Annotated in this window: 14 protein-coding genes; 4 read left to right on the forward strand and 10 right to left on the reverse strand. The window is 73.7% G+C overall.

Translation table 11 applies throughout. From position 1 onward, the window contains the following. Positions 1-36: 36 nt before the first annotated feature. From NLX94_RS28715 to NLX94_RS28740, 6 genes are all read right to left on the reverse strand, one after another. A complete protein-coding gene (locus NLX94_RS28715; RefSeq protein ID WP_254385997.1) occupies positions 37-726 on the reverse strand; it encodes an HAD-IA family hydrolase in 690 nt (229 codons plus the stop codon). After that, the gene (locus tag NLX94_RS28720) at positions 711-1,595 is read right to left on the reverse strand and encodes a sugar phosphate isomerase/epimerase (protein WP_254385998.1); all 885 of its coding nucleotides are present in this window, start codon (positions 1,593-1,595) and stop codon (positions 711-713) included. Before NLX94_RS28720 ends, NLX94_RS28715 begins: the two co-directional genes overlap by 16 nt. Further along, positions 1,592-3,805: an ROK family protein gene (locus tag NLX94_RS39455; RefSeq protein ID WP_254385999.1), complete on the reverse strand. Its 2,214-nt coding sequence runs from the start codon at positions 3,803-3,805 to the stop codon at positions 1,592-1,594. Before NLX94_RS39455 ends, NLX94_RS28720 begins: the two co-directional genes overlap by 4 nt. Further along, a complete protein-coding gene (locus tag NLX94_RS28730) occupies positions 3,802-5,007 on the reverse strand; it encodes a sedoheptulose 7-phosphate cyclase (protein WP_254386000.1) in 1,206 nt (401 codons plus the stop codon). The genes NLX94_RS39455 and NLX94_RS28730 overlap by 4 nt, the downstream gene beginning before the upstream one ends. 111 nt (positions 5,008-5,118) lie before the next feature. Then, positions 5,119-6,069: an aldo/keto reductase gene (locus NLX94_RS28735; protein ID WP_254386001.1), complete on the reverse strand. Its 951-nt coding sequence runs from the start codon at positions 6,067-6,069 to the stop codon at positions 5,119-5,121. Positions 6,070-6,124: 55 nt separating this feature from the next. Beyond that, positions 6,125-7,789 carry an FAD-binding oxidoreductase gene (locus NLX94_RS28740; RefSeq protein ID WP_254386002.1) on the reverse strand — a complete coding sequence of 555 codons (1,665 nt, stop codon included), beginning with the start codon at positions 7,787-7,789 and terminating at the stop codon, positions 6,125-6,127. Positions 7,790-8,048: 259 nt separating this feature from the next. Between NLX94_RS28740 and NLX94_RS28745 the strand changes: the two genes are divergently transcribed. From NLX94_RS28745 to NLX94_RS28755, 3 genes are read left to right on the forward strand one after another with little or no spacing between them, the layout of a single operon-like run. Further along, positions 8,049-8,585, forward strand: a complete 537-nt coding sequence (locus NLX94_RS28745) for a VOC family protein (RefSeq protein WP_254386003.1) — start codon at positions 8,049-8,051, stop codon at positions 8,583-8,585. Then, positions 8,585-9,049, forward strand: a complete 465-nt coding sequence (locus NLX94_RS28750; protein ID WP_254386004.1) for a nitroreductase/quinone reductase family protein — start codon at positions 8,585-8,587, stop codon at positions 9,047-9,049. The genes NLX94_RS28745 and NLX94_RS28750 overlap by 1 nt, the downstream gene beginning before the upstream one ends. Before the next feature lie 32 nt (positions 9,050-9,081). Then, positions 9,082-10,770 (forward strand): AMP-binding protein, encoded by a 1,689-nt coding sequence (locus NLX94_RS28755; RefSeq protein WP_254386005.1) that lies wholly within the window; start codon positions 9,082-9,084, stop codon positions 10,768-10,770. 81 nt (positions 10,771-10,851) lie between these two features. Here NLX94_RS28755 and NLX94_RS28760 read toward each other — a convergent pair whose 3' ends face one another. The 4 genes from NLX94_RS28760 to NLX94_RS28775 all read right to left on the reverse strand — a co-directional run bounded on the left by NLX94_RS28760 (position 10,852) and on the right by NLX94_RS28775 (position 14,459). Beyond that, positions 10,852-12,075, reverse strand: a complete 1,224-nt coding sequence (locus tag NLX94_RS28760; protein ID WP_302170572.1) for an MFS transporter — start codon at positions 12,073-12,075, stop codon at positions 10,852-10,854. Positions 12,076-12,208: 133 nt separating this feature from the next. Further along, the gene (locus NLX94_RS28765) at positions 12,209-12,979 is read right to left on the reverse strand and encodes an SDR family NAD(P)-dependent oxidoreductase (RefSeq protein WP_254386007.1); all 771 of its coding nucleotides are present in this window, start codon (positions 12,977-12,979) and stop codon (positions 12,209-12,211) included. Positions 12,980-13,011: 32 nt separating this feature from the next. After that, the gene (locus NLX94_RS28770; protein WP_254386008.1) at positions 13,012-13,743 is read right to left on the reverse strand and encodes an HAD family phosphatase; all 732 of its coding nucleotides are present in this window, start codon (positions 13,741-13,743) and stop codon (positions 13,012-13,014) included. Positions 13,744-13,829: 86 nt separating this feature from the next. Further along, positions 13,830-14,459 (reverse strand): ScbR family autoregulator-binding transcription factor, encoded by a 630-nt coding sequence (locus tag NLX94_RS28775; RefSeq protein ID WP_254386009.1) that lies wholly within the window; start codon positions 14,457-14,459, stop codon positions 13,830-13,832. Positions 14,460-14,735: 276 nt separating this feature from the next. On the opposite strand from NLX94_RS28775, the gene NLX94_RS28780 reads away from it, so the two are divergent. Next, on the forward strand, positions 14,736-15,698 hold the full coding sequence (locus NLX94_RS28780; RefSeq protein WP_254386010.1) for a ScbA/BarX family gamma-butyrolactone biosynthesis protein: 963 nt from the start codon (positions 14,736-14,738) through the stop codon (positions 15,696-15,698). Positions 15,699-15,708: the final 10 nt, after the last annotated feature.

A 15,708-nucleotide genomic window follows, 5' to 3' on the forward strand; every position in this document is an offset into this window, starting at 1 on the left:
GGGGAGGTGGGGAAGGAGGGAAAGGGGGCGGGCGGGTCAGCTCCGCGCGGGGACCCGTACGCGCGCCGGTGCGGTCGTCGGCAGGACCAGGCGCAGGCCGTCCTCGTCGGAGGCGGCGCAGGTGACCCCGGTGAAGTCGGCGATGCGGGGTCGGCCCTCGGCGGCGGCGCCGCCGTGCGGGCCGACGACCACGGGGAAGCATCCGGCGGCGCGGGCGGCCAGCAGGCCCAGTTCGGCGTCCTCGAAGGCGATGGCGGCCGTGGGGCCGACGCCGAGCAGGCCGGCGGCGGCCGCGAAGCCCTCGGGCGAGGGCTTGCCCTCGCGGACGTCGTCGGCGCTGACCAGGACCTCCGGGAGCGGAAGTCCGGCGGCGGCCATGCGCCGTACGGCCAGTTCCCGGCCGGCCGACGTGACGAGCGCCCAGCGGTGCGGCGGCAGCGCCGCGAGCAGTGCGGCGGCGCCCGGGACGGCGACGGTGCCGCTGGTGTCGGCCATGTCCTGGGCGACGAGCCAGGCCGTCTCCGCCTCCACGTCGGTGCCGGGCGGGGCGTGCGCGGCGACGGTCTCCGCCGTGCGCTGTCCGTGTGCGGAGGCCAGGATCGCGGCGGCGTCGAGGCCGTGCCGGTCGGCGAAGCGGTGCCAGGTGCGTTCCACGGCGGCGGTGGAGTCCACGAGCGTGCCGTCCATGTCGAACAGCAGGGCGTGAGCGGTCAGTACGAGGGGCATGGCTGTGCCGCCTCCATTCTTCGTCGGTCCAGCCTGCGGGCGAACGCCCGGGCCCGTTCGAGGTCCGCGCGGAGCCGGTTCCCGTCCCCGTCGCGGTGGTCGTTCTCCAGCACGACCGCGTGCACGTCCGGCCGGTGGCGTGCCACGGCGTCCACGGTCGCCCCGACGCGGCCGTCGCCGTCGCCCAGGAGCGGGGTGGCGGCGGTGGTGCCGCAAGCAGCGCCGACGGCGGTGCCGGAGCGGCCGTCCTTCAGGTGGATCTGGTCGGCGAGGTGCGGGGCCGTCGCCTCCACCAGGCCGGGTACGTCGAGGCCGGCGCCGACCGGGTTGTAGCTGTCCAGCAGCAGCCGGAAGGCCGGCGAGCCGACCTCCTCGACCAGCCGCAGGGCCAGGTGCGCGGGCAGTACGTTCTCGTTGGCCAGGAGGAGGCCGTGGGCCCGCGCCTGGGCGGCCGCCCAGCGCAGCACCTCGGCGGTGCGCATCAGCGCCGCCTCGCTGTCGATGGCGCTGCGCCGGAAGCTCGGCAGGAACACCAGCGGGACGCCGAGCTCCCACCCCACGTCGAGCAGCCGGTCGATCACGGCACGGACCCGTGCGGCGGCCAGGGTGCCCGCCGGGGCGGTGAGGCCGATGTCGTTGAGCACGTTGGCCGCCACGCCGAGCGGGACCACGCCGGCGGACGCGGCGGTGCGGCGCAGCCGCCCGACCGCTCCCCCGGCCGTGCCCGGCTTGTCCAGCCAGGGACCGCGCCCGGGCCCTCCGAGGTCGAACTGGAGCCCGTCGACGCGGTGTTGGAAGGCCAGGTCCACGGCGGCTTCGCCGCGTACGGGAAGCCGCCAGTCGACGAGGCCGGTCAGCGGGAAGCTCATGACGGGGCCTCCTGCGCGCGCACGGCGAGCTTCACCAGCCGTCGCCCGTCCACGGTCCGGCCCTCGTCGCGGGCGAGCGCGGTCAGGATCGCGGCCGCGCCGGCGAGGTCCGTCTCGTGCGTGACCAGGTCGCGGTAGTGCTCCGGGTCGCGGCACAGTTCGGCCGCCGCGTACTCCAGGTGCGCGTTGGCCACGCCCCGGTGGCCCAGGACCGACACCGTGCGGCCGTCGGCCGTGGTGAGCCGTGCGACGGCGGGCGGTTCGGGCGTGCCGCCGCAGTTGGCGGCCCGGACCGCGGACAGGTCGGTGCCCGGGAACCAGTCGCTGAAGGCGGGCCTGCGCAGTCCGCCGACCAGGTCCACGGCCACCTCGGCGCCCCGCGTCGCCGCCAGGGCCAGGTCGAGGCTGGGGAGGGTGGCCGGGGCCGGGGTGGCGATCAGGACCGCAACCCGTCCCCGGTCCAGGGTCCCGGCGGGCGTGCCCGCCGGGAGGCCGTCCCGCAGGCCGTCCGGCAGGACCCGGTGGTCGGCCCGGTGCGGCGCCCGCCCGCTCCACTCCAGGCCGGCCTGGGTGTGGTGCACGTGGACGGTCCGGACCGGGCGGCCGAGCCACCGCCGGGCGGCGCGCACGGCGAGGTGGCCGACCGTGCCGTCGCCGATCACGAGCAGGGTGTCGGGTGCGTGCCGGCGCAGCGCGAGCAGGGCGTACCGTACGACCGCCAGCGGCTCGATCAGCGCGGGCAGGTTGCCCTCGGGCACCTGCTCCAGGGGGACGACGAGCCCGCCCCGGACGGCGCTCTCCGGTACCAGCATCCGCGCCTGGAGCATCCCGTCCACGTTGTGCCCGAGGAGGAACGACGGGTCGTCCGGATGCGTGGGGTTGACCACGACCCGGGCGCCCGGCACCAGCCGCGGATCGGCCACCCCCGGTCCCGCCGCGACGATCCGGGCCACCCCTTCGTGGCCCAGCACGGGGGCGCCGTCCTCGCGCAGCCCCCGCAGGATCTGCAGGTCGGTGCCGCACACACCGGCGACGAGGGGGGCGACGCTGAGCTCGCCGGGGCCGGGCGCGGGCGTGGGCCGCGGGCGCAGCCGCGTCGCGTCGCCCTCCCGTACGACGGCGGGGTGCTCGGCGCCGGTACCGGTTCCGGCCGCTTCCGGGCCGGGGCTCGTACGCCGTTCCGCGTCCAGGGCCGCGATGCCGGCGCCGATGAGGCCGTTGGCCTCGCCGGGGGCGCACACGGTGATGCGGTCCGCCGTCCACTGCGGTGCGCGTTCCCCGGTGAGGTACAGCCCCTCCCGGCGGAGGTGGCCGAGGACCGAGGCCCGGTAGTGCGCGCCCAGACCGGTGGCGACCCCGCCGCTGAGGGCGAGTTCGTCCAGTTCCGGATCGAGGCAGAGCGCGGTGCGCAGCACGTCGGCGACGGGCGCGGTGGACGCGTCGAGCAGTTCGGAGGCGAGCTCGTCGCCCGCGTCCAGGGCGGCCCGGAGCGCCGGTTCGAAGGCGGTGCCCCCGGCCGTCGCGCGCCCCAGGTGCGAACGCTCCCAGCGGCCGGGTGCCCGCTCCCGCAGCACGTCGGCCATCCGGCGCAGGCCGGGTCCGGAGGCGTACGAGGACACGTGCCCGGGCCGGCCGCAGTCGCAGAGCAGCTCCACGGGTGCGCCGGCCAGCCGGGCCCGGGCCGGCAGGTGCCCGACCTCGCCCTGCAGTCCGCAGCCGTCGGTGGCGATGGTGCCGCTGCGCAGGTCCACGGTGCGGCAGGCGATGCCGGAGCTGACGGTCATCAGCAGCACCTTGCGGTGGCCGCTGCGGTGCGGTGCGGAGACGAAGTGGAGCAGGGCGGCGGTGACGTCGTTGACGATGTGCCACCGGACGTCGGGGCGCCGGGTGCGCAGCTCGCCCCGCAGGTCGAGCGGGGTGGTCTCGTCGCCGAACAGCGGTGCGGAGCCGTACACGGTGCCGCTGCGGTGGTCGAGGGCCGCGCCGAAGGAGACGCCGGCCACGGAGCCGCCGGGGGTGCGGGGCACCGCCGCGCAGAGGGTGGCGAGGAGGCGTTCGCGCAGCTCCTCCACCGGGGTGCCGGGATGCCGCAGGCGGCTCGGCGAGGGCTGGTTCAGGGTGTCGCCGAGTCCGTCGCCGGGCGACCAGGCGGCGCTGCGCACATGGGTGCCGCCCACGTCGAGGACGGTGATCGGGCCCGGCGCGCTCACTGGGCCGGACCGTCCGCGTAGGCCCGTACGAACTCCAGGGCGCGGGCGAGCTCACCGGCCGTGATGTCGTTGACGAAGACGCAGGAGCCGATTCCGTCGGTCAGCGGCAGGCGCTGCGCGCCGTCCCGGTGCTTGACGGCGTCGGCGAGGCCGACCTCCAGCAGCTCGGGGGTGAACACCGGGTGGGTCAGGGGGAGTCCGCAGCCGGCGATGAGGGCGAGCGCGCGGTGGGCGTCGCCCTCGGACAGGTGTCCGCGCCCGGCGGCCAGCGCGAGGCAGACGGCCATGTCGACGCCGACGGCCTCGCCGTGCAGCAGCGGCGGGTCGGCCCGCAGTTCCAGGGAGGGGCTGAAGGTGTGCCCGTAGTCGACCGAGCGCTCCAGGACGCCTTCCCAGAGGTTCGGCTCCAGCTCGTCCAGCATGCCGGCGATCGCCCGGGAGACGACCTCGCTCATCGCCGCGCCGCAGTCGGCGAGGGAGTCGCTGGTGATCCGGCTGACGTTCTCCTCCAGCAGGTCGAAGAGCGCGCCGTCCTTGATGAGGGCCATCTTGATGATCTCGGCGAGCCCGTTGGCGATGTGCCGTGGCTCCACCGTGCGCAGGAACTCGGGGTCGATGAGGGTGACTTCGGGGGCGAAGTACGTACCGAGGCGGTTCTTGTGGGTGCCGTGGTTGACCCCGGTCTTCACGCCGACGCCCGCGTCGACCTGTCCGACGAGGGTCGTGGGGACCCGTACGTAGGGGGCTCCGCGGCGGTAGAGGCTCGCGGCCATGCCGACGACGTCCATCAGGACGCCGCCGCCGACCACGACCACGCGCTCGGTGCGGCGCAGGATGCCCATCTCGGTCATGGCCCGGGTCACCTCGACGACCTGGTCGAGGTTCTTGGTCTCCTCGTCTCCGGGCATGACCTTCCAGAACGCCTCGACCTGCCAGGCGTCGAAGTAGCCGCGCAGGCCCGGACCGTAGAGCTCGTCGACGGCCTGGTCCACGACGATCAGCGCGCGGACGGCGGTGCGGCCGTCGGCGCCGACCGAGCGGGCGAGGACGGGGTTGGCGGGGTTGAGGAGCCCGCGGGTGAGGGAGACCTCGTAGCCCACCGGCATCTGGGACTGGACGAACCACGTCAGGCCCGGCGGGCGGGGGATGTCGAAGGCTGAGGTGAGGCTGCTGCCCGGACGGGCCGTGGTGATCTCGGACATCGTGGAAGTACTCCGTCTGGAGGTCGGGCCCCGCCGGTCCGGGGATCTCCGGGACCGGCGGGGACGCGGCGGGTTCCGGCGGGGGTCACCCGGCCGGAGGAGGGGGCGCGATCACGCCTCGGGGGCGCCCATGGGTGCGGGCAAGGCGTCCAGTTCGGCGACGTCCCGGTCGGTGAGGTCCAGTGCGGCGGCGCCGGCGTTCTGGACGAGGTAGCGCTCGGTCTTGGTGCCGGGGATCGGGACCACGTGCTCGCCCTTGGCCAGCAGCCAGGCCAGCGCCACCTGCGCCGGAGCGGCCTCGTGCCGGTCGGCCACGGCGCGCACCGCGTCGACGATCGCCTTGTTGTGCGCGAACGCCTCCTCGGTGAAGCGCGGCTGGGTGCTGCGCCAGTCGTCCTTGGGCAGGTCGGCCGGGTTCGTGAAGGCGCCGGTGAGCAGACCGCGGCCCAGCGGCGAGAACGGCAGGAAGGCGATGCCGTGCTCGACGGTGTACGGGAGGACGTCGGCGAAGGCGTCCCGGGTGAAGAGGGAGGCCTCGGACTCGACGGCGGCCACCGCGTGCACGGCCTGCGCGGCGCGCACCTGCTCCAGGCTCACGGCGGAGAGGCCGAGCGAGCGGATCTTGCCCTGGCGGACGAGCTCGGCGAGGGCGCCCCAGCTCTCCTCCAGCGGGACCTGCGGGTCCGCGCGGTGCAGGAAGTAGAGGTCGATGTGGTCGGTGCCGAGGCGGCCGAGGCTGGCCTCGACGGCCGCGGCGAGGTGCTCGGGGCGGCCGTTGAGGCCGATGCCGTTCTCGTCGACGACGAGGCCGCCCTTGGTGGACAGGACCACCTCGTCGCGGCGGCCCTTGATGGCCCGCCCGACCAGGTCCTCGTTGGTGAACGGGCCGTAGACGTCGGCCGTGTCGATCAGGTTGACGCCGAGGTCGAGGGCGCGGTGGATCACGGCGACGGAGGAGTCGTCGTCCCAGCCGTGCGGGTCGTAGCCGAAGGACATGCCCATGGTGCCGAGGCCGATGCGGCCTACTACGGGACCGCCGGTGCCGAGGGTGGTGGTTCGCATGGAGGTTCTCTCTCCTTGAAGGGGGTGGAAGGGGTGTGGGGGGATCAGAGGGCGATCAGAGCCGGACCGACTGCCGGTGCTGGAAGACGTTCCCCGGGTCCCAGGCGCGCTTGACCTGCTGGAGCCGGGCGTAGTTGCCCTTCCAGTACAGGTCGTGCCACGGCACGGCGGACCGGTTGAAGGCCGGGTCCGAGAGGTCGGCGTCGGGGTAGTTGATGTAGCAGCCGTCGGTGACCCCGTTGGGGACCGGGACGCCGCCGGTGTCGGCGTAGACCTCGCTGAAGGCCTCGCGGACCCAGGCGATGTTCTTGGCGTCGTCCTTGGTGTCGTACCAGAGGCTCTCGAAGTTGGTCTTCATGATCGCGTCGCGCTGGGCCACCGCCGTGGCGGTCGGCGACACGGACGCGATCCTGCCGCCCGAGGCGGAGAGCACGATCCCGGCGAAGGCGCTCGGGCTCGTGGTGGCCGTGAGGCTGCGGTACATGGCGTCGATCTGCCGCTGGGGCGTGGCCGTGCGCAGGTGGGAGGACTTGTGGATGCCGCGGGTGGTCGGGTCGAGCTGGGTGGCGGAGATGGATCCGATGTAGCGGGTGCCGCGCAGCCAGGGGTGCAGCCTCGTCGTGGTGTACGCCGAGTCGAGCACGCCCGACGAGCGCCGGGTCGCGGAGCTGAGGCCCAGCGCGAGGTCCATGCCGGCGAGGAAGTCCGAGAGCACGGCGGCGGCGTCGGGGAGCGAGGCGTCCAGCTGGACGACGGCGCCCAGGGAACCGCTGTCGCGGTGGTTGAGCAGCAGCCAGGAGTAGAGCGAACCGGCCGTGGTGCCCGCCGTGTTGTTGCGCTCCAGCCAGGTGCCCCAGTACGTGACCAGGCGGCTGAAGCCGTCCTGCGTGACCTTCTCCCAGGGCCAGTTGGCCAGGGTCAGGTAGATCTCCGACGGCGCCTTGGGCAGCAGCGACTCCGGTCCCCCGGTGGCGCCCGGGGTGCGGAACCAGAACCGGGTGACGATGCCGAAGCTGCCGCCGCCACCGCCGGTGTGCGCCCAGAACAGGTCGCGCAGGCGGGCGTCGGCGGAGTCCCGTGCGGCGATCACGCTGCGGACCGAACCGTCCGCGGCGACCACCACCACCTCCACGGCGTGCAGGTGGTCGACGGTCAGACCGTGCTGGCGGGAGAGGTTGCCGAAGCCGCCTCCGGTGATGTGGCCGCCGACGCCGACGCTGTGGCAGATGCCGCCGGGTATGGTCACGCCCCAGCCCTCGTAGAGGGCCTCGTACACGTCCATCAGGGTGGCGCCGCCGCCGACGCAGAATGCGTTCATCGCCGTGTCGAAGGTGACCTGGTTCATCAGCGACAGCTTGATGTTGATCTTGATGTCGGCGTTGAAGACGAAGTCCTCGAAACAGTGCCCGCCGCTGCACACCGACAGCCGCTTGGAGGTGGAGACCGCCTCGCGGACCGCGGCGACGACCTCGGCCGTCGTCCTCGGCAGCACGATCTTGTCGGGGCGGGCCTGCCAGCGCTGGTTCATGCCCGAGGTGAGATCGGGGTACCGGGAATCGGCCGGGGCCACCGTGACACCGGTCGCCTGGGCGGCGGCCGGGCCGGCCGCGCCCTCGGCACGGGCGGCCGGGGCCTGCGCCAGTCCGCCGGCGGCGGCGGCGGCCAGGGCTATTCCCGAACCCGCACCCATGAACCGTCGGCGCTTTATTTCATTCGTCATCTTCGTCGTTTCCTGGTCTTCGAGTTCATCGGAAGGAAATCCATCCCGTGAATGCAGAAGCGGGGGCGATGAATGCCATCCCAGCAGGAAGGAGCGCCCCCCGGCCAACCTCTGGAATCAACTTCGGCATGTCGGCGCACTTTGGGAACTACGCCTTGATCGGCGGGCCGCGCGGCCGCATCGTCGGGCCTGCCCGGGCGTCCGTCCGGGCAGCGGCACGGGGCCACCGCCGGAGGCGGGACCCCCGGCGGACGGAGTGATGTTGAGCAAGATCCCCGGAGCGCGCGCGGTGCACCACATCGCCTACACCGTGCCCGACCTCGACCAGGCCGTGGAGTTCTTCACCGAGGTCATCGGCGCCGAACTGGCCTACCGCCTGGGCCCGGTGGAGGACCCCGAGGGCACCTGGATGACCGAGAAGCTCGCCGTGCACCCCCGCGCCTCGGCGAACATCGCCATGCTCCGCCTCGGCCCGGTGACCAACCTCGAACTCTTCGAGTACACCTCGCCCGACCAGGACCGCAGCCGGCCGCGCAACAGCGACTGGGGCGGGCACCACTTCGCGATCCACGTGGACGACGTGGACAAGGCCACCGCCTACCTGCGCGAGCAGCCCGGGGTGACCGTCCTCGGGGAGCCGGAGACCATCGTGGACGGGCCCATCGCCGGGGACCGCTGGGTGTACTTCACCACTCCGTGGGGCCTTTCCATGGAACTCATCAACATGCCGGCCGGAATGCCGTTCGAGGAGACCACGAACACCCGTCTCTTCCTCCCGGAAGGCGAGTGGAACTGATGGAGAACCCGCAGGGGACGGCAGGCCCGGCCGTCGACGAGACCGTCAACAGCAATTCCTTCAACCGGGGCGTCATCGAGGAATTCCGGGCCAACGGCGGGTGGGTGAAGGACTTCGGCTCCGTCCCGCTCCTGCTGCTCAGCACCACGGGCCGGGTCAGCGGTCTGACCCGGACCACTCCCCTGGTCCATCTGGCCCGCGACGGCCGCTGGATCGTCTTCGCCGCGAACGGCGGAGCCGCCGTGGCACCCGGCTGGTACCGCAACCTCGTGGCGGCCGGCGAGGGCGTGGTGGAGGTCGGCTCGCGGCGCTTCGCCGTTCGGCCCGAGCCGGTGGCGGAGTCGGAGCACGAGGAGCTGTGGCGCCTGCAGACGGAGCAGGACCCGAACTTCGCGACCTTCCGCTCCAAGACCGACCGGACCATCCCCGTCGTCGCACTGGTCCCGGTCGGCGACGCCGGCTGATCCCGCCCGCGCCGACCACGAAGGAGCACCGCATGACCACCACCGACCCCACCGAGGAGTTCCGGGCCGCACGGGACTTCCTGCTCGCCCACCGGGAGGACTACGACACGGCGTACGCGGGCTTCCGCTGGCCCCGTCCGGAGCGGTTCAACTGGGCCCTGGACTGGTTCGACGCGATCGCCCGCGGCAACGACCGCACCGCCCTGTGGATCGCGGAGGAGGACGGCTCCCACAGCCGTTACTCCTTCGCGGAGCTCGCCCACCGCTCGGACCAGCTCGCCAACTGGCTCCGCGCGAGCGGCGTACGCGCCGGCGACCGCGTCCTGGTCATGCTCGGCAACCAGAAGGAGCTGTGGGAGACGGCGCTCGCCGCGATGAAGCTGCGCGCCGTGGTCGTGCCCGCGACCACGCTCCTGAACGCGGCGGAGCTGGCGGACCGCATCGACCGCGGTGCGGTCCGCCACCTCGTCGCCCGGGCGCAGGACCACGCCCGGTTCGACGCGGTGCCCGGCGGCCTCACCCGCATCGCGGTCGGCCGCCCGGCCGGCGCCGCCCTCCCGGGCTGGCTGGACTACGCGGACTCGCTGACGGCTCCCGCGCAGTTCGTGCCCGACGGCCCGACCCTCGCCGAGGACCCGCTCCTGCTCTACTTCACCTCCGGCACGACCTCCCTGCCGAAGCTGGTCCAGCACACGCACGTCTCGTACCCGGTGGGGCACCTGTCCACCATGTACTGGATCGGGCTCCGCCCCGGCGACGTCCACCTGAACATCTCCTCGCCCGGCTGGGCCAAGCACGCCTGGTCCAGCCTCTTCGCCCCGTGGAACGCGGAGGCCACCGTCTTCGTGCAGAACTACACGCGCTTCGACGCGGGCCGGCTGATGGCGGAGATGGACCGCGCGGGCGTGACCACCTTCTGCGCGCCGCCCACCGTGTGGCGCATGCTGATCCAGGCCGACCTGGGCCGGCTGCGCACCCCGCCGCGGGAGGCCGTGGCGGCCGGTGAGCCCCTCAACCCCGAGGTGATCGAGGCGGTACGGCGCTCCTGGGGGGTGACCGTGCGGGACGGCTTCGGGCAGACCGAGACCACCGTCCAGATCGCGAACACCCCCGGTACGGAGGTCACTCCCGGCTCGATGGGCCGCCCGAGCCCCGGCTTCGCCATCGCCCTGCTCGACCCCGCGACGGGCCGCCCGGCCGAGGAGGGCGAGATCAGCGTGGACCTGTCCGCCGCCCCCACCGGGGTGATGGCGGGCTACGAGGGGGATCCGGAGCGCACGGCGGAGGCGATGGCGGACGGCTACTACCGCACGGGCGACCTCGCCGTACGCGGCCCCGACGGGCGGCTCACCTACCTCGGCCGCGGGGACGACGTGTTCAAGTCCTCCGACTACAAGATCTCCCCCTTCGAGCTGGAGAGCGCACTGCTCTCGCACGAGGCCGTCGCGGAGGCCGGGGTGGTGCCCGCTCCTGACGCCCTGCGCCTGTCGGTGCCGAAGGCGTACGTGGTTCTGGCGGAGGGCTGGGAGCCGACCGCGGAGACGGCGAAGCTGCTCTTCGCCCACTCCCGGACGGCGCTGCCCCCGTACAAGCGGGTGCGGCGCATCGAGTTCGCCGCGCTGCCCAAGACCATCTCCGGGAAGATCCGCCGGGTGGAACTGCGCGCGGCGGCGGAGCGGGGCGACGGCGCAGCCTCGTACCGCGAGGAGGACTGCGTCTGACGGCCGCCGTAGAGGGACACGCCCCGGGCCCGTGCCGTACGCCGGCACGGGCCCGGGGCGTGGTCCCCTGCGGGGCGGCCGCTACGGGGCGTCCGCGTCCCCGGACCGGCAGGCCCAGGTCAGCGGCAGCGTCACGGCGCAGACCGCCGCCGCCGCGAGCGGCAGTACGGCGAACCCGTACGCCCCCGTGATCCCGCTCGCCACGGCCGCTCCGACCGCGATGCCGGCGTTCCCCGCCGAGGCGCCGAGCGTGGCCGCGAGGTCTCCGCCGGGGCCGGCGCGGCGGATCGTACGGAGCTGGAGGGCGGGGGCGAGGCCGAAGCCGGCGAGGCCCCAGACCGCGACGCACACGGCCACGGCCACGGGCCGGCCGTCGCCGAACAGGAAGAGCGCGGCGAGGACCACCACGAGCACCGCCGTCGCCCCGACCACGGTGGCCCCGGCGGCCCGGTCGGCGAGGCGGCCGCCGAGCACGGTGCCGGCGGTGCCGGCGGCTCCGAAGACGAGCAGGTACAGGCCGACGGCGCCGCCCCGGACCCCGACGACCTCCTGGAGGTACCCGCTCAGCTGGGTGAAGGCGGTGAACTGGCCGCAGAACACCAGGACGGCGATCGCCAGCAGCGCCACCACCGGCGCCTTCGCGACGTGCCGGAACTGTGCGCGCAGCGCCTGCTGTCCGCCGGGGACGGAGAGCGGCACTACCGCCCGGGTCAGCAGCAGCGCCGCGCAGGCGAGGACCGCGATGCCGGCGAAGGCGTACTGCCACGGCAGGACCTGCCCGGCGAAGGTCGCCAGGGGCACGCCCAGCAGGTTGGCCGCGGCGATCCCGCCGAACACCACGGCCACGGCCCGGCCCCTGCGCTCCGCCGGGACCAGGCCGGCGGCCGCCGCGGAGGCGGCGCCGACGAACAGTCCGTGCGCGGCGCCCGCGAGCACGCGTACGCCGAGGACCACGGCGAAGTCCGCCCAGAGGGCGGCGACGGCGTTGGCCAGGGCGTAGCCGCCGAGCGCGCCGACCAGCACGAGCCGGCGGGGCAGCCGGAGCGTCAGCGCGCTCAGCAGCGGCCCGCCCAGGCACACCCCGACGGCGTACGCGGTGACCAGCAGCCCGGCCGTGGCGGCGCTGACGTGCAGGCTCCCGGCCATCCGGTCGAGGACGCCGATCACGGCGAACTCGGCGGTCCCCACGACGAACGCGCTCAGCCCGAGAACGGCGAGAGCGGGCCTGCCGCCGGGCGGTGGGCCTTGCGCGGGCCCTTCTACCGGCCCTGCCCCGGGACCCGCTCCGGTCGCGGTTCCGTGCATCGTGAATCCTCCGTGCTCCCGTGCCGACCGTCCATCACGGCGTCTCTGCCGGTCAGCACACCAGCGCCCGTGGCGGCTGTCGTCGCCGACTGCCGCAAGTCGCGACGGGTTTGGCGGAGGCCGCCCGGGGCCCTCAGATCGCGGTGGCGCCGCCGTCCACCGGCATCGCCGCGCCCGTCACGAACGAGGCCCGGTCGCTGCACAGCCACAGCGCCGCCTCGGCCACTTCGGAGGGCGAGGCCATGCGCTTCTGCACGGAGGCATCCGCGAAGCGCTGTTCGAGCTCGGCGTGCTGCCCCAGCACCGCTTCCATCATCTCCGTGCGCGTGGCGCCCACGACCAGGGCGTTGACCCGGATGTTCGCTGCGCCGTAGTCGGCCGCCGCGGCCCGGGTCATGCCGAGGACCGCGTGCTTGGCGGCCACGTAGGCGGCGGAGGCTCCCGTGGCCCGGGTGGCGGCCACGCTGGCCGTGTTGACGACCGAGCCCCCGGAACCCTGGCCCAGCATCACGGGGATCTGATGGCGCATGCAGTTCCACACGCCGAGCACGTTCACGTCCATGGTCTGCCGGAAGACCGCGTCGCCGATCTCGTGCAGCGGCGCGCCCGCGGTGGCGTAACCGGCGTTGTTCAAGGCGTAGTCGAGGCGGCCGTACGTCTCCACGGCCGCCTCTACGGCCTCGCGCATCCGGCCGGAATCGACGACGTCGCCCTCGACCGCGAGGGCGCGCCCGCCGGATTCCCCGATCGTCCGGGCCAGCGCGCGCAGCCGCTCGCCGCGCCGCGCCACCAGGACCACGGCCGCGCCCTGCGCGGCGAACGCGCGGGCGGCCGCCGCACCGATCCCGCTGGACGCTCCGGTGATCATGGCCACCCGGCCGGACATCGGACGCCGGTCGCTCATGCTCTCGCCCGCGGCCCCGCCCGCGCCCCCGCTCACGCCGTCGCTCGCAGGCTCGTACCGGCCGGGACCCCGCTCCACACCGTGCCGCGCAGGGCCTCGGCGTCGATGGCGCGGACCAGCGGCTCGTCGATCGCCTCCAGGGAGTCCACGACGTACCGCACACCGGCCTCGTGCATCAACTGCCGCTGGAAGCTGTGCTCGAACTCGCTCGGGTGGCCGATGAAGGGCACGTCCAGGGCCCTGGCGGTCTCGGCCACCTTGGCCACGTCGTCGACGAACAGCGCCTCCCCGTGCTCCAGGCCGAAGATCCCGGTGGTGATCTCGTGGATGCCGGGGCGGAAGTCGTTGGTGCACACGTAGCGCGGGCCGTCGAACAGCTCGGCCCATTCCCCGAGGAACCGGTCGAAGTGCGGTGCGGGGAGCCCTCCGTAACAGACCGTCCGCAGACCGAGGCCCCTCAGCCTGCGCACGAGGTCGATCGCGCCGTCCAGGACGGCGACCGGGTGCTCGGCGAGGCGGGCCTCGCGCTCCTCGAAGTAGGCCGCGAGGGCCTCCTCCCCGCTGAGCTCCTGCGGTACGGCGGCGGCCATGTTGCGGCCGGCGATGTGCTGGGGCTGCGAGAACACCGCCCGCTCGGTGTCGGCGGTGTAGGCGCCTCCCCGGCCGGTGACGAAGGCGTGGATCACGGGGCTGAAGGTGTCGTTGAGCAGGACACCGTCGATGTTGAGGGCGGCGAGCCGGAGTCGGCCGAGGCGGTGGGGCATGGGTCCTCCCAGGGACGCGCGGAAGCGTGCGTGGACGTGGTCGTACGACGGAACAGCGGTGCGGTGCGCGGTGGTTCGGCGGTGCGTCAGCCGATGAGGACCTTCAGCCGTTCGTGGCTGACCTCGGTGCGGGAAGCGACCGCAGGTACGGCGATGCCGGGCAGCAGCAGGCCCCACATCCGGATGGTGCGCTCGCTCAGGTCCTGCCTGCCGCTGGCCACACTGGAGAACATCTGCATGCCCGTACACGCCTCGGTGACGAACTCGCCCAGCTCCTCCGGCGATACGCCCGCCCGCAGCTCCCCCCTGCCCCGCGCCTCGCGCAGGCAGTCGGCCATGATCCCGGCCCAGGACTGGTAGGGCGTCACGTCGGAGCCTCCCCAGGAGGCCTGCTCCCCGGTCAGCCGGACTCCGGCGCGCAGGAGCGGGTCGACCTGGAGCAGGTGCGACCAGAACAGGGTGATGTCCACCAGGCGCTGGAGGCCTTCGGACTGGAGTCTGGGGACGATGGTCTCGGGCTGTGCGTTCATCACCGCGCGCGCCAGGCCCTCCTTGGAGTCGAAGTGGAAGTACAGGGCGCCCGTGGTGAGCCCGGCCCGCTTCAGGATCAGGTTGACGCCGGCCCCGGCGTAGCCGAGCTCGTCGAAGGTCTCGGCCGCCGCGCGGAGGATCGCGTCCCGCGTCTGGACCGCCCGCTCCTGCCTGGGACCAGCCACGGTCTCCCCCCTCCTCAAAAAAACGGAACGGTCCTTATGTTAACCAGCGAGCACGGGTCACCAGCAAGCCCCATATGCCCCCCAAATACTGCAGGGCCCCCTTGTAGCAGGGAGGGCCCCACCCGCCCACCCCATGGACCTGGGACTTTACTAAAGCTTGGCTTTAAACAAAAGAGAACACTCGTTATGTTGAACATGGAACGGGCGGGGGCCAGCGGATCCACAGACCCCCCCCTGTCCGGATCGACTTCGTTTCTGACGTCCCGGGGGGACAGCATGCTCACGAGCACACTGCCGACAAGAGGCGCATCGCATCCGCAGAGCCGGCCGGTCTCGGCCGCCGAAGTCCACAAGACCGACGCGAACGAACGGCTCCTCACCAGCTGGCGCCCCCTCGGCGCCGACCGCTTCGCCATCGCCGCCCGGTGGCCCTCGCACCACCGCTTCTACGGTGGCGCGTACGGCTCCCGCGACCCGCTGCTGCTCATCGAGTGCGTGCGCCAGGCGATCCCGCTGCTCTGCCACGCCGCCTACGACGTGCCGTTCGGCTTCCGGCAGGCCTGGGAGGACCTGTACTTCCAGTGCGACGCCTCGGCGCTCAGCGCCGTGGCCGACCCGTTCTCGACCGAGCTGGACGTCGTCTGCACCGACGTCGTACGCCGCGGCACCCGGCTGGCGGGCATGACCATGACCGTCCGGGCCTCCCTGGGCGGGGTCACCACCGCCCGCGTACGGACCCGGTTCTCGAACCAGTCCCCGGCGGTCTACCAGCGACTGCGCGGCCCCTACGCGGACATGGCCGCGGCCCACGCCCGCGCCCTGCCGCCCGGTACCCCGGTACCGCCCCGCCTCGTCGGCCGCGAGCACACCGAGGACGTCGTCCTGTCCCCGGCGGGAACCCCCGGCCAGTGGCACCTGCGGTCCGACCTCGGACACCCGGGGCTCTTCGACCACCCCGTCGACCACGCCCCCGGGATGCTCCTCCTGGAGGCGGCCCGCCAGGCCGCCCTGGCCCTGTCCCCGCGACCGGCCACCGTGGTCGCGATGAAGACGGCCTTCACCCGCTACGCGGAGTTCGACACTCCGTGCCTGGTCAGCGCCACACCGGTCCTGCCGGCCCCAGGGACGCCGGAGGGGACCAGGGACACCCTGGTCGAACTGCGGCAGAACGGCGGCCCCATCTTCACCGCCGAAGTGACCACCCGTCCGGTGCGCTCCGCCTGCCGCGCAGCGGCGTAGGGCCCCCGGC

Origin of the sequence: Streptomyces sp. TBY4 (assembly GCF_024213195.1) — a bacterium.
Taxonomy (GTDB): Bacteria; Actinomycetota; Actinomycetes; order Streptomycetales; family Streptomycetaceae; genus Streptomyces.

Excerpts from the sequence above, each read along its gene's own strand:
- NLX94_RS28715 (WP_254385997.1), bottom strand. The coding sequence starts at position 726 with ATGCCCCTCGTACTGACCGCTCACGCCCTGCTGTTCGACATGGACGGC.
- NLX94_RS28720 (WP_254385998.1), bottom strand. The coding sequence starts at position 1,595 with ATGAGCTTCCCGCTGACCGGCCTCGTCGACTGGCGGCTTCCCGTACGC.
- NLX94_RS28730 (WP_254386000.1), bottom strand. The coding sequence starts at position 5,007 with ATGTCCGAGATCACCACGGCCCGTCCGGGCAGCAGCCTCACCTCAGCC.
- NLX94_RS28735 (WP_254386001.1), bottom strand. The coding sequence starts at position 6,069 with ATGCGAACCACCACCCTCGGCACCGGCGGTCCCGTAGTAGGCCGCATC.
- NLX94_RS28740 (WP_254386002.1), bottom strand. The coding sequence starts at position 7,789 with ATGACGAATGAAATAAAGCGCCGACGGTTCATGGGTGCGGGTTCGGGA.
- NLX94_RS28745 (WP_254386003.1), top strand. The coding sequence starts at position 8,049 with ATGTTGAGCAAGATCCCCGGAGCGCGCGCGGTGCACCACATCGCCTAC.
- NLX94_RS28750 (WP_254386004.1), top strand. The coding sequence starts at position 8,585 with ATGGAGAACCCGCAGGGGACGGCAGGCCCGGCCGTCGACGAGACCGTC.
- NLX94_RS28755 (WP_254386005.1), top strand. The coding sequence starts at position 9,082 with ATGACCACCACCGACCCCACCGAGGAGTTCCGGGCCGCACGGGACTTC.
- NLX94_RS28760 (WP_302170572.1), bottom strand. The coding sequence starts at position 12,075 with ATGCACGGAACCGCGACCGGAGCGGGTCCCGGGGCAGGGCCGGTAGAA.
- NLX94_RS28765 (WP_254386007.1), bottom strand. The coding sequence starts at position 12,979 with ATGAGCGACCGGCGTCCGATGTCCGGCCGGGTGGCCATGATCACCGGA.
- NLX94_RS28770 (WP_254386008.1), bottom strand. The coding sequence starts at position 13,743 with ATGCCCCACCGCCTCGGCCGACTCCGGCTCGCCGCCCTCAACATCGAC.
- NLX94_RS28780 (WP_254386010.1), top strand. The coding sequence starts at position 14,736 with ATGCTCACGAGCACACTGCCGACAAGAGGCGCATCGCATCCGCAGAGC.